12 protein-coding genes are annotated in these 12,245 nt (G+C 46.6%); 9 read left to right on the top strand and 3 right to left on the bottom strand.

The window, feature by feature from the left end; genetic code table 11:
- Positions 1-427: 427 nt before the first annotated feature.
- Both DIJ65_RS02380 and DIJ65_RS02375 read left to right on the top strand, forming a co-directional pair.
- Positions 428-1,837 (top strand): hypothetical protein, encoded by a 1,410-nt coding sequence (locus DIJ65_RS02380; RefSeq protein WP_117299468.1) that lies wholly within the window; start codon positions 428-430, stop codon positions 1,835-1,837.
- A gap of 62 nt (positions 1,838-1,899) precedes the next feature.
- On the top strand, positions 1,900-2,598 hold the full coding sequence (locus DIJ65_RS02375) for a class F sortase (protein ID WP_117299470.1): 699 nt from the start codon (positions 1,900-1,902) through the stop codon (positions 2,596-2,598).
- Between the two features lie 231 nt (positions 2,599-2,829).
- On the opposite strand, the gene DIJ65_RS02370 is transcribed toward DIJ65_RS02375, so the two are convergent.
- Positions 2,830-3,993, bottom strand: a complete 1,164-nt coding sequence (locus DIJ65_RS02370) for a pyridoxal phosphate-dependent aminotransferase (RefSeq protein ID WP_071152225.1) — start codon at positions 3,991-3,993, stop codon at positions 2,830-2,832.
- Positions 3,994-4,148: 155 nt separating this feature from the next.
- On the opposite strand from DIJ65_RS02370, the gene DIJ65_RS02365 reads away from it, so the two are divergent.
- Positions 4,149-4,598: an OsmC family protein gene (locus tag DIJ65_RS02365; protein ID WP_071152226.1), complete on the top strand. Its 450-nt coding sequence runs from the start codon at positions 4,149-4,151 to the stop codon at positions 4,596-4,598.
- A 326-nt stretch (positions 4,599-4,924) separates the two neighbouring features.
- Positions 4,925-5,980: a M14 family zinc carboxypeptidase gene (locus DIJ65_RS02360; RefSeq protein ID WP_230321263.1), complete on the top strand. Its 1,056-nt coding sequence runs from the start codon at positions 4,925-4,927 to the stop codon at positions 5,978-5,980.
- Positions 5,981-6,052: 72 nt separating this feature from the next.
- Here the strand turns inward: DIJ65_RS02360 and DIJ65_RS02355 are convergent, their stop codons facing one another.
- Positions 6,053-6,727, bottom strand: coding sequence for an oxidoreductase (locus tag DIJ65_RS02355; RefSeq protein WP_117299471.1), 675 nt, complete (start codon positions 6,725-6,727; stop codon positions 6,053-6,055).
- A gap of 136 nt (positions 6,728-6,863) precedes the next feature.
- On the opposite strand from DIJ65_RS02355, the gene DIJ65_RS02350 reads away from it, so the two are divergent.
- The 5 genes from DIJ65_RS02350 (at position 6,864) to DIJ65_RS02330 (ending at position 10,976) form a co-directional block, all read left to right on the top strand.
- On the top strand, positions 6,864-8,972 hold the full coding sequence (locus DIJ65_RS02350; RefSeq protein ID WP_117299642.1) for a type IA DNA topoisomerase: 2,109 nt from the start codon (positions 6,864-6,866) through the stop codon (positions 8,970-8,972).
- Positions 8,973-8,996: 24 nt separating this feature from the next.
- Positions 8,997-9,656: a potassium channel family protein gene (locus DIJ65_RS02345; RefSeq protein WP_117299473.1), complete on the top strand. Its 660-nt coding sequence runs from the start codon at positions 8,997-8,999 to the stop codon at positions 9,654-9,656.
- 28 nt (positions 9,657-9,684) lie between these two features.
- A complete protein-coding gene (locus DIJ65_RS02340) occupies positions 9,685-9,891 on the top strand; it encodes a heavy-metal-associated domain-containing protein (RefSeq protein ID WP_117299644.1) in 207 nt (68 codons plus the stop codon).
- 253 nt (positions 9,892-10,144) lie between these two features.
- Positions 10,145-10,333 carry a hypothetical protein gene (locus tag DIJ65_RS02335; protein ID WP_230321264.1) on the top strand — a complete coding sequence of 63 codons (189 nt, stop codon included), beginning with the start codon at positions 10,145-10,147 and terminating at the stop codon, positions 10,331-10,333.
- 148 nt (positions 10,334-10,481) lie between these two features.
- Complete coding sequence (locus tag DIJ65_RS02330) at positions 10,482-10,976, top strand: DUF2243 domain-containing protein (RefSeq protein WP_117299475.1); 495 nt, start codon at positions 10,482-10,484, stop codon at positions 10,974-10,976.
- A 669-nt stretch (positions 10,977-11,645) separates the two neighbouring features.
- Here DIJ65_RS02330 and DIJ65_RS02325 read toward each other — a convergent pair.
- Positions 11,646-12,230, bottom strand: coding sequence for a protein-L-isoaspartate(D-aspartate) O-methyltransferase (locus DIJ65_RS02325; protein WP_117299647.1), 585 nt, complete (start codon positions 12,228-12,230; stop codon positions 11,646-11,648).
- Positions 12,231-12,245 lie beyond the last annotated feature (15 nt).

The following is a 12,245-nucleotide window of genomic DNA, read 5'->3' as shown; positions in this document are numbered from 1 at the left end:
GCGCTTTTTTGTATGCAGAAAACAATTCCATTCATTGTAAACTGAGGAAAAGCTAAAAGATTTTTGGGAGTTGTAGGTAATCAGTAATCAATACTATTTTAGGGGGGATTTTTTTGAAGTCCTTGAGACTAGGAGATTTCAGCATCTAAAAAGTATTAATTCTTCGGAGTAGGAATAAGTGCTATTAAACTAAATACATCAAAATATGTTTAGTAATAAAGCTCCAGGGAATGTAATGAATGTAACATAAGTCAATAAAACGTCATGTAAGTTTAAAAATATCTGGAATTAAATTTATTTTTACTGGTTATTTTAAACTATTTTAAAAAATATGGCGAAAATGTGATCTAGATTTACCTTTGATGCGTTTAGTAGTAGAACGATGATTAAAAGCGTCAAAGAAATAAAAACTAGGAGGAATTTTAACATGAATTGGAAAAATGCAAAAAGAACAATAATTACAGTCCCATTGAGCGCGGCACTATTAGCAACAGGAGCTGGAGCAGTAAGTGCATCAGGCGATAAAAGTGCTGATGTCCCAGAAAAGATGGCAGCACCAACCGTTGAAACACCAGCTGCACAGTTAAGAGCGGATCTAAGCCAGCTTTTATCAACTCACTTCATTTATCAGACAGAAGTTGCGTTGGAAGCTTATCATAAAGCTGAAGAAGGCGGACCAACCGGTGATGGACTTGAGCAAGCACAAGAGCAACTAGAGGTGAATGGTGAACAACTTACTGCAGCTATCAAATCCGTATACGGCCAAGAAGCTGCCGATGCATTCGATAAAATTTTCGATACGCAATATGAAGACAGCGCCGGATACGGTACTGCAATTGCAAATGGTAACCAGGAAGAAATCGATCAAGTCAAAAAAGACTTGCTGACGGTATTCCCGACGGATCTTGGTACTCTATTGAGCCAGGCAACGGGCGGAAACTTACCTAAAGATACAGCGATTTCCGTTCTACAGGAACACGAAAAAGATGTTATGCAATTCCTTGACCATTCAGTTGCCGGAAACTTCGATGAAGCATATGCTGAGTTTAGCGAAGGCTATGAGCGGATGTTCACAGTTGGCACAGCATTATCAAGTGCAATTGTGACACAAATGCCTGAGAAGTTTAATAATACGAAAGCTGTTACTCCAGCTTCTGATCTAAGAGCCACTTTCAGCCAATTGCTTGGAGAACACTTCTATTATCAGACAGCTACTTCGATAGAAGCATATGATGCAGCCAAAGGCGAAGGCGGAGAAGCGTTTGAAGCGGTGGGCGAGAAGCAGGAAGAGAACGCTGAAAAAATGACAGCGGCTGTTAAATCACTTTACGGACAGGAAGCTGCCGATGCATTTGGCGAAATCTTCAATACACAATATGAAGACAGTGAAGCACTTGGTGAAGCTATTGCCAACGGTGACACAGAAAAAGTGAATGAAATTACGGATGAATTGTTGAATACTTTCGCAGTTGATCTTGGAACGTTGCTTAGTGAAGCAACAGGCGGGGCACTTCCAAAAGAAACAGCAATCAGTGTTCTTCAGCAGCACGAACAAAGCACAATTGATATCACGAACAGCTATGCAGCAGGCGACTATGCAGCAGTTTACAACAAATTTACAGAAGGACATGCGTTGATGTTTACGATTGGCACAGCACTTTCCGGTGCAATCGTGCAACAAAATCCTGAACAGTTCGCTGCAGCACCAGGAATGCCGGAAACAGGCATGGGCGGTACGGCTGATTCAGGATCAATGAATTGGATGCTGTATACATTCCCATTATTGGCACTGGCAGGAGCTTTAGTATTCACTAGAAGAAAAGAGTTGCAAGAATAAAGACAAAATAAAAGGGGGGATTTTTCTCCTCTTTATTTTTTTATAAAGGAGCGATTGCAACAATGAACTCATTTATTAAAAAAACTTCCCTCATATATATCCTATTTCTTTTTACAACCTTCAGCGGAAGCCCGATTCAGGCGACCGATTCTTCGCAACTGGTAAGCAGCCAAGAATTTCAGCAGATAACACAACGGTTCTCCCAAGAAGTTGTTCAGCAGGATGATACACTTGAAGAAGAGATTATGAAAAAAGTTTCTTCCATCAGTTCGTCTCCCCCTACAGAGGAAAGAATTACAGAAGAAAAACCGTTTGGCGTGACGCCTGCTTTGATTGAAATACCGGCAATCGATGCACGGGCAAAAGTGATTCCGGTTGGACAAACGGCAGATGGTAACATGGAAGCGCCTGAAAGCATTTATGAAGTGGGCTGGTATGAGCCGGGAACAAAACCTGGCGAAAGTGGTAATGCCGTTTTGGCGGGGCATGTAGACGGTCTTTCCCAGCCGGGAATTTTTTATGACCTGAACAAATTAGAACCTGGTGATGAAATTCATATTACTGGAACAGACGGAACGGAGCTTCTATTTGTAGTACGTGCCAAGAAATCCTATCCGCCTGAAGACGCCCCAATCCAAGAGATTTTCGGCCATAGTTCAGCATCGCAGTTAAATTTAATAACGTGTACAGGTGTTTTTGATGAAAGTACAGGCGATTACGAAGAACGGCTCGTCATTTATACAGATTTGATCGAAAAATAAAAGTATACAGCGTTCGGTATAGCGAAATGACGAGCTTCGTTAAAAGTTTCTTCTTGAATGGTTAATGCCTAAAAAAGCTAAGGCACAATTGATACTTCAATAGGTTAGTATCGGTGATCATACAATTAAAAAACCAGCAACCTTGCAGTAGCAGGATTGCTGGTTTTTTAATTTATAAGCATTGCATTATAACGCAAAGAACAATATTTGAATGGCACATCTTATTTTGAATTAAAACAGATCCAGTTTTTCAATTCTGCGGATGGCTTCAATAATGCGCTCCTCGTCAACCAGCAGCCCGACACGGACAAAGCCTTCTCCACTTTCGCCAAAGCCGCTGCCCGCAGCCACAGAAATGTCTGTGTGCTTCAGCAGATGATTGACGAATTCCATACTTGTGAATCCTTCCGGCACAGGCAGCCAGGCAAAAAAGGAACCTTTTGGCGCTTTGATGTTCCAACCGATTCTGGCGCATTCATCGATCAGCACCTGGCGCCGTTTTTCGTAGGTTTCAACGAGATCCGCAACGCATGACTGATCACCTGAGAGGGCTTCAGCGGCCGCAAGCTGCAAAGCAGGGGAAAGACCGGCGAATAAATGATCCTGGATGAGGTTCAGCGCTTCAATCATTTTGGAATTGCCAACTGCAAAGCCGATTCTCCAGCCGGCCATGTTATAGGTCTTGGATAGGGTGTACATTTCGATTCCGATATCTTTGGCCCCTTCCGATTGAAGGAAGCTTGGCGGTTTTACGCCATCATAGCCGATGGCGCCATATGCGAAATCGTGGACCACCGCTAAGTTGTTCGCTCTTGCAAACTCGACAGTTTCATCAAAGAACTCTTTGGTGGCGACCGCACCGGTGGGGTTGTTGGGGTAATTCAAATACATCATCCCAGCCCGATCCCGGACACTTTGCTCCAATTTGCTGTAATCCGGAAGATAGTTGTTGTCCGCCTTTAATTCCATCAAATCCATATCGATTCCGGCCAGCGGAGCCCCGGACATGTAATCCGGATAGCCCGGATCCGGCAGCAGCAACGATTGACCAGGATTCAAAAAGGCCAGCGGCAATTCAACAAGACCGACTTTTGTACCTGCAAGCAAGGCGACTTCAAGGTCGGGATCAATCTCAACGCCATATTCACGTTGGTAGAAGTCGACTGCGGCCTGCCGCATTTCCGGGATTCCGCGAAACGGCGAATACTTATGGTTTTTCGGGTCAGCTACGGCTTCCTGCATGGCTTTGACGATATGGGGGGCGGTCGGCTGGTCCGGGTTCCCCTGTCCGAGGTTGATGACATCACGCCCTTCAGCCAGGGCTCTTGCGGTTTGTGCTGCCAACGAAGAAAAGAACTGCTCCGGCAATTGCTGTAAACGATTTGAAAATTCCATAATAGACTCCCTCATTTTCTAAATTATTGCGCATCTAATCCAAATCTTATACAGGTTGAGCGCATATGTCTACAATGGGAAGCACTGGAATCGTTGCACATTCAGGCAATAAATGCCAAAATTAATGAATGATTTTATTTACTGGAGGAGATATTATGGCAATACACAGTTTTCATTTAAAAGCCGACTGGCCAGGCCTGCGAAATGATGTCGGCACCATCGAAACCGGCAATCTCAAGACAGAGATATCCATCCCGCCGGAAATGGATGGTCCTGGTACTGGGACAAATCCGGATGAAATGCTGCTGGGCGCAGCGGCAACGTGCTATATCATCACCCTCGCAGCGATGCTGGAACGCGCCGATATCGGGAAAGAAGCGCTAACGATGGAATCGGAAGGGCTCGTGGATATCACGAACGGTGTCATCACTTATAAAAAAATCATTCACCGGCCGAAGCTGGTGTTGAAGAAAGGGGCTTCCGAAAAGGATTTTTCGCGGGCACAAAAGCTTGCGGAGAAAGCGGAAAGCTCCTGCATGATCACACGCGCCATCAAGGGCAACGTGGAAGTTGAACTGGAAACGGACATTTCTGCGGCACAATAAAGAATGGGAGCCATCAGCTGATAACGAAGCTGGTGGCTCCTTTTATCTGGGGAAAAATCTGCATGTGACGATCGGTTATGGACTTTGCTGGTGGAAGGGAAGGAAAATGGACTTAGATTATGATAGGTAATATTTATTACATTAATTTTAATTGATGGAACAATTTACCTCATTTTAAAAATAAGAAAGGAATTCCCAAAAGACTTAGTGAATCTATTTAGGGTAGCGAAACGCTTTAGGGGGAAGGGGGAACTCAAAAGCAAGAAAAAGGTAATGTTGCTGGGAATATGGAAAAATATCAAACACAAAAAGGAGCCGATCATTTTATGAAAAAGATGGGATTAAAGAAAAGCATGTTGAGTCTTTCTGTTGCAGGCGCTTTGGTTTTCAGTGCTTCACCACTGGCTTTGCCGACAGCTCTTGCGGTGGGTGAAGGTCCTGGTTACGGCGGCAACGAAACGATTAATACTTCGATTTTGACCACTTATGACGAAATGGCAGATTTCCTTGCAAAACAGGAAGCGAAACAAGCGAATATGGAATTGGAAGTCATTGGCCAAAGTGTGAAAGGCCGGGACCTCTTTTTAGTTAAATACATGACGAATCCGGAAAATCCGACAATCCTGTTTTTGACGCAGCAGCACGGCAATGAGCAGCTGACGACAGAGGGTGCCCTCGAATTCATCAAGCATATGGGAACAGGCAAGATGAAAGGTGTTGCTGACGGCGTGAACGTTCTGATTGTGCCGATGTTGAACGCGGATGGCGCAATGGGGGATGTAAACTTTTCGCTCGAGGATTATGTGGCGAGCGGCGACCGCAATCTGACGCGTTATAATGCCAATGAGGTGGATCTTAACCGCGATCATATCACCAAAATCCAGCCTGAAACTCAGGCGCTTCACTTCAATGTCATGCAGAAATACGATATCGATTATATGATCGACTTGCATCACCAGGGAACACAAAGTGAGCGGGATGGTGAACTGGTATCCGGTTCAATCCTTTATCCGACGACCCCAAATGTCGATGAGGATGTTCTGCTGAAATCCAAACAGCTTGGGGCAGTTGTCTTTGACGCAGTGGATTCCACAGGTTGGGGCCACCTCGGAAAGTATAATGGAGGAAATGCGGAAACAATCAGCCGCAACGGAATTGCTGTAGAATACGGCATTTCAACATTACTGTTTGAGATGCGTGGAATGTCTGACCATGAATACGAGCCATACGTCCTCGGACAAAAGAGCAACGGGTATCTGATCAAGCAGACGGTAACGACGCTTGATGCTGCTGTGCGGGCAATAGCAGATGGTTCCATCGAAGAAGCGGACATCTCGTTCTGGGATACGCTGGCATTCCAAACGACACGGCGGACCGAATAGATTTATGCTTAGAATTTGAATACAGAGAAAAGCGGCGCCAATCGGCACCGCTTTTTTTAATGGAAAGATATGTTACAGAGTTGCGGACAAGCCCATTTCTGCAATCTCGTCGGAAAGATAGACTGCGACCCCTACGCTTTCGCTTTGAGCAGCCACACACATTGCCCGCGCAACTTGTTCGGCCTGGATCGGCTTGTACTTTTGCATGCTTCCGCGCAGCAGCGGGCTGAAAATCGTTGCCAGAAGGCTCGCTGCTTTTTCACCGGCACGGAATTCCTGGCGGTCGCCGAGCAGCAGGGAAGGCCGGAAAATGTGAAGGGCCGGAATATCCAGTTTTTTCAGGCGGTCTTCCATCTGCCCCTTCACACGGTTATAGAAAATATTTGAACGGGAGTCGGCGCCCATCGCTGAAATGACGAGGAACTTTTGTACGCCGGCAGATTTTGCAAGAACACCAAGCGCTGCTGGAAATTCGTAATCCACCCGCCGGAAAGCTTTTTGGGATCCGGCTTTTTTGATGGTCGTTCCCAGGCAGCAGAAAACCTCATCGACTTCAAAAAACTCCTTATAATCATCCAATCTGTTAAAATCGACTCTTACCTGTTCAAGTTTCGGATGTTCGATGTCCAGAGGACGGCGGACAAGAATGCGGATTTTATCATATGCAGGGTGGTCCAACAGGACTTTCACCAGTTCTTTGCCGGTCAAGCCGGTGGCGCCTGCGATCAATGCGGATTTTTCGGACATGGGAAAGCCTCCTCTTTTCACATTATTATACAGCTCCTGAGCAGGATATCCACAACGAGCCGATGCCCGATTGCTTTCGTTTATTGACCGGCAGGGTACAATGGAGGAAAAGACAACGCACGAAAGGGAGAAAGAGATGAAACCAGTGATAGTGGCTGAAAAGCCGAGCCAGGCCAAAGCTTATGCAGAAGCGTTCAAGACTGCGAAAAGGGAAGGTTTTTTGGAAATCATGCCGGATGCCATTTTTCCGCAAGGCGCCTACATCACCTGGGGAATCGGCCATCTGGTGGAATTGAAGGAACCGAAAGCGTATGATCCGAAATGGGGCAAATGGTCGCTCGCGGCGCTTCCCATCTTGCCGGTTAACTACCAATTTCAAGTGGCGCGGGGTAAATACAAGCAATTCAATATCATCAAAAAATTAATCAGCCAGACGGATACTGTCATCAATGCCTGTGACGTGGATAGGGAAGGCTCGAATATTTTTTACAGCATCTATAACCATACCGGCATAAAAGGCAAGACGATCAAACGGCTCTGGATCAATTCGCTGGAAGCGGATGAAGTGCGAAAAGGCTTCCAGGAGCTGCGCGACAATAAACATGATTTGCTGCTGTATCAGGAAGCGAGAGCCAGGCAGATCAGCGACTGGCTGGTCGGCATGAACGGCTCGCGCCTGTATTCCCTGCTGCTGCAGGAAAAAGGGATACGCGAGGTGTTTGCAATCGGCAGGGTGCAGACGCCGACAGTCTATTTGATTTACCAGCGGGAAAAGGAAATCGAAGCATTTGTGCCGGAAGCCTTTTATGAAATCGAAGGCGATTTTCAGGCGGAACGAGGGAAATACAAAGGGAAAGCGAAGATAAAGGCAAAACAGCGGCAAGAAGCCGAAGCGTTGCTCGAAAAGCATGCGGTCGGCTCAAAGGAGCAGGGAACGGTGTTACAGGTCAAAACGGCTGAAAAACGCCAGCCCGCTCCGCAGCTGCATTCGCTGTCCACGCTGCAGGCGGCTGCGAACCGGAAATGGAAATACAGTCCTGCAAAAGTGCTTTCCGTTATGCAGACATTATATGAAAAGAAACTGGTGAGTTATCCGAGGACCGATGCCCAGCACATTACAAATGCCGAGTTCAGCTATTTGGCGGGCCAGGTGGAGTCCTACCAGAAACTGATTGGTGAAGAATTTCCGATCGCTTCACGAACACCCAAAAAACGCTTTGTCGACAATGCGAAAGTGCAGGAACATTATGCCATCATTCCGACGAAAAGCATTCCGACCGAACGAAAGCTCAACGGCCTCGCCCCGGATGCGCGAAACTTATACGAAGAAGTGCTGCGCACAACCCTTGCGATGTTCCACAAGGATTATCGCTATGCCGAAACAAAGGTCACCACTGACGTGAAAGGGTTGCATTTCTTCACAACCGGGAAAACAGAAATTGAAAAAGGCTGGAAGGAATTATTCGCACCCGCAAAAGAAAGCAAATCGGAACCATCGTTGCCCGAACTTCGGGAACAGGAAACGGTTGCGGCTAAAGTAGCTGTGAAAGAAGGCATGACGCAGCCGCCCAAACCCTACACGGAAGGGCAATTGATCGCAATGATGAAAACCTGCGGGAAATTTGCGGAAGATGCAGAAGAAAGCGAAATTCTGAAACAAGTCGAAGGTCTTGGCACGGAGGCGACACGAAGTGGTATCATTGAAACCATTAAAAGGCATGAATACATCCATATTAAGAGGAATATCGTGTCAGTCACAGAAAAAGGAAGAATCCTGTGCCAGGCGATTGAAGGGAATTTATTGTCCAGTCCGTCCATGACGGCAAAGTGGGAGAGTTATTTGAAGAAAATCGGCCGCGGGGAAGGGTCTTCGGAAGTTTTTCTTGATACCATTGGGAAGTTCATCGAAAAACTGCTGGCGGATGTTCCAAATCAGCTGCAGGCCAATGGCTTGCCCGAGCGGATGGAAATGGACACCGGAAAAAACGCCATTGCGCTCTGCCCGCGCTGCAAAAAAGGGAGCATCGTTTCGAGCAGGGGATCTTTCACCTGTACCGAAAATGCCAATGGCTGCAAGCAGTCATTTCCGGGAATATTCCTGAAAAAGAAGCTGACCTCAAAAACGATAGAGTATTTATGCACCAAAGGCAAGACGCCAGTGATGAAGGGCTTTGTTTCGAAAAATGGCAAAAAGTTCAGCGCTAAGCTCGTCCTGGAGGACGGCAAGTTGAAAATGGAGTTTTAGTCCTATTGGAAAAGAGGGAATAACGTGAAGAAAAAGCAAATAGTCGTTATCGGATTGGGGCGTTTCGGCAGCAGTGTCTGCCGGGAATTGTATCAACTCGGCCACGAAGTGTTGGCCTTGGATATGGATCCGGAAAAAGTGGAAGATGTAACCGAATTCGCTTCGCAGGCAACGGTTGCAGATGCCACGGATAAATCCCAGCTGAAAGCGCTGGGCGTCAGAAATTTCGACCAGGCAATTATCGCCATCGGGGATGATCTGCAGGCCAGTGTCCTTTGCACGCTGATGCTGAAGGAAATCGGCCTGGAAAAGGTATGGGTAAAAGCGCGCGATATGCAACATAAAAGAATTCTGGAAAAAGTGGGGGCGGACCGTGTCATTCAGCCCGAATACGAGATGGGGATCCGCACGGCCCACCATATCAATTCGGAAAAAGTTGTCGATTATATCGATCTCTCGAAAGACTACAGCATCGTCGAAATGGCAGCTACTGAAAAAGTTACAGGAAAAAGCCTGCTCCAACTCGATATCCGGGTGAAGTTCAATTGCATCATCCTGGCAGTCAAAAGAGGGGAAGATGTCAATATCGCACCGCACCCAACCGACGTTGTCAGAGAGGGCGATATCCTTGTGGTCATGGGCCACCGAAACGACCTGAAGAAGCTGGAAGAAAAGCGGCTCTAGCAGGATGTCAGAAAGAAAGGATGATTGGATGAAAACGATGACAATTTTTGTGAAAGAAGCAACTGCAGAAAAGTCGATTCAATCGCTGGAAGAAGTATTGGCAGGAGTCCCGGAAATTGAAAGGGCTTTGGTGGACGTGGAAGATGGTGAAGTCACCATAAATTATGATGAAAATCAGATTTCAGAAGATCAGATCATTCGCAGGGTTCAGTTGGAAGGCTTCCATATTTTGTGAAGAAAGCAGTTAGCTTTACGAAAGAAGAAGACTCTAGTAACATGGGGGTGCTTGGAAAACCAATAGCATTTCCAATCTATTTTTCATTAATTCAGAAACGGGGTCATACCCCTGTTTAATATAGGATATACAAAAAGCCCTTGGTAAAATGTTTCAGACAATAGCGCTGAAAACAAAGCTGAGAAGATCCCTCTCCAGAGAGGGGTCTTTTCGGCTTTTTCTATTTTGCAAAAAAAAGGGGGTGCCACTTATCATGTATTTTGTAGATCATAAAAACAAGAAAATCCATCATCAGCAGTATGCGGGAGATAAATGCGGATTTCTGGAAACCCCAATAAGCGAACGTGAATTTACGGCTTCGGACGAGTATGTGAAATCTCTCGAAGGAACCGGGCAATTCAGTTTCTGTAAAGAATGCGAGACTCCGCAACTGGTCATGTAAGCAGTAAAAATGATCGTAAATTGTTAAAAATCAGTTTGAAAAAAAGGGGAAAGGGTATATTATCCTATAAATAGACCGTTTTGGTAAATGGACGCCCGGATTTAGCAATTAGCCGTGCAGATGCTGAAATTCTTCGGAGGAGGATTAGATGGCAGCCAATGCAAAAAAAACAGTTTCCTATGGGAATTTGAAGAATCGGGCTGTTTTTGCTGCCCGGAATTTTTGGTCAGGCCTTCTATTCGGAGTTGGAACTATGGCATTCGCAACTGGGACAGTATTCCATCAAATATTGCAATGGCATCATTTTTACGATCTGTCCACCGAAAGAACCGGCGTATTTTCAGATGGTATATTGAATCTGTTTTCCTGGGTTGTAACTGTTACCGGGCTGTTTCTTCTGTCAAATCTTCAAAAACGCAAAGGGCTTTGGCCAAAAAGGTGGATCGGCTCGGCGTTGATGGGATCCGGAATCTACATTCTGTTCGACGGAATCATCATTCATAAATTATTGGGACTCCATCAAATCCGCTACGGTTACGACCTTTTTCCTTATGATGTTTCCTGGATTGCCGGAGGAGTTATTTTTTCGCTGACCGGATTGGTTATGGTGCTGCAGACGAAAAAGGAAAATTTTCGAAAATAACGCAAATGCACCACTAAAAAGCTGCGCTCCCCTTCCATTGGCAAAAGGGTTGAGCGCGGCCTTTCTATTTTCGGCGACCCAGCTCCTTCGGTCATAAGCCAGCCCAATGTCTAGTCTCCAGTGCCTAGCTCTTCGGGATATAAGTCGCCCCAGTTACGTGGCAAAGGACGCCACTACACTGGTTCGCCTTATACCTGTCAGAGCTGAACAGGCCCTTCCGCTTTTCGGGACTGCGCGGCGGGTGCCACTTCGCTGGTCCGTCTTATGCCTTTCGGAGCTTAACGGGTGCCGTCGCTTTTCTACTGTCCAGACTCCAACGGCCAACTCCTCGGACTTAAGCTGTCCTTCCTGTGCGACAAAGAACGCCGCTTCGGAAGTTCATCTTAAGTCTGTCAGAGCTGAACGGCCGTTTCCGCTTTTCTGCTGTCCAGACTCCGGCGACCCAGCTCCTCGGTTCATAAGCCAGCCCAATGTCTAGTCTCCAGTGCCTAGCTCTTCGGGAAATAAGTCGCCCCAGTTACGTGGCAAAGGACGGCACTACACTGGTTCGCCTTATACCTGTCAGAGCTGAACAGGCCCTTCCGCTTTTCGGGACTGCGCGGCGGGACGCCACTCCGCTGGTCCGGCTTATGCCTTTCGGAGCTTAACGGGTGCCGTCGCTTTTCTTTGTCATTCGTATTTTCCTTTCAGCGGCACAAACCGTACTTCGGTCAGTAGCGTGGAATGGAGCTTGCCGTTTTCATCTTTCTCAACAAGCCGGAGTTCCTGACTGAAGGAAGAGCCGACTGGAATGATCATTTTGCCGCCGTCAGCCAATTGGCTGATCAATTCTTTCGGCATTTCTGACGCTGCAGCTGTGACCATGATTCTGTCATAAGGGGCATTTTCCGCCCATCCTGAACTGCCGTCATCAAGTTTGAACGATATATTGTCATAGCCCAATTCACCGAGTCTTTCTTTGGCACGGATATGCAGTTCTTTGATGCGTTCGACGGTATAGACCTGTCCGGAAAATTCAGCCAGTAACGCGGTTTGAAATCCGGAACCTGTGCCGATCTCCAGTACCTTCGAATCGGGTTCAAGATCGAGTGCCAGCGTCATTTCCAGCACAAGGGAAGGCTGGGAAATCGTCTGTTCGTATCCGATGGGCACCGCTTCATCTGCAAACGCCATCTCTTTGAAATTATCCATAAAAAAACTTCTGTCCATGTTGCGGAAATACGCTCTGATTGCCTGGTCTTTTTTCTTCACCATCAGCACCTGCTTTCC

The sequence above is a fragment of the Planococcus salinarum genome (assembly GCF_007004625.1).
Taxonomy (GTDB): Bacteria; Bacillota; Bacilli; order Bacillales_A; family Planococcaceae; genus Planococcus; species Planococcus salinarum.
Note: the sequence above shows the minus strand (reverse complement) of the source record. Positions and strands in the feature narration are given on the sequence as shown.

Bases quoted from the DNA above. Each gene is read 5' to 3' on its own strand.
- DIJ65_RS02380 (WP_117299468.1), top strand. From the start codon at position 428: ATGAATTGGAAAAATGCAAAAAGAACAATAATTACAGTCCCATTGAGC.
- DIJ65_RS02375 (WP_117299470.1), top strand. From the start codon at position 1,900: ATGAACTCATTTATTAAAAAAACTTCCCTCATATATATCCTATTTCTT.
- DIJ65_RS02370 (WP_071152225.1), bottom strand. From the start codon at position 3,993: ATGGAATTTTCAAATCGTTTACAGCAATTGCCGGAGCAGTTCTTTTCT.
- DIJ65_RS02365 (WP_071152226.1), top strand. From the start codon at position 4,149: ATGGCAATACACAGTTTTCATTTAAAAGCCGACTGGCCAGGCCTGCGA.
- DIJ65_RS02360 (WP_230321263.1), top strand. From the start codon at position 4,925: ATGAAAAAGATGGGATTAAAGAAAAGCATGTTGAGTCTTTCTGTTGCA.
- DIJ65_RS02355 (WP_117299471.1), bottom strand. From the start codon at position 6,727: ATGTCCGAAAAATCCGCATTGATCGCAGGCGCCACCGGCTTGACCGGC.
- DIJ65_RS02350 (WP_117299642.1), top strand. From the start codon at position 6,864: ATGAAACCAGTGATAGTGGCTGAAAAGCCGAGCCAGGCCAAAGCTTAT.
- DIJ65_RS02340 (WP_117299644.1), top strand. From the start codon at position 9,685: ATGAAAACGATGACAATTTTTGTGAAAGAAGCAACTGCAGAAAAGTCG.
- DIJ65_RS02335 (WP_230321264.1), top strand. From the start codon at position 10,145: ATGTATTTTGTAGATCATAAAAACAAGAAAATCCATCATCAGCAGTAT.
- DIJ65_RS02330 (WP_117299475.1), top strand. From the start codon at position 10,482: ATGGCAGCCAATGCAAAAAAAACAGTTTCCTATGGGAATTTGAAGAAT.
- DIJ65_RS02325 (WP_117299647.1), bottom strand. From the start codon at position 12,230: ATGGTGAAGAAAAAAGACCAGGCAATCAGAGCGTATTTCCGCAACATG.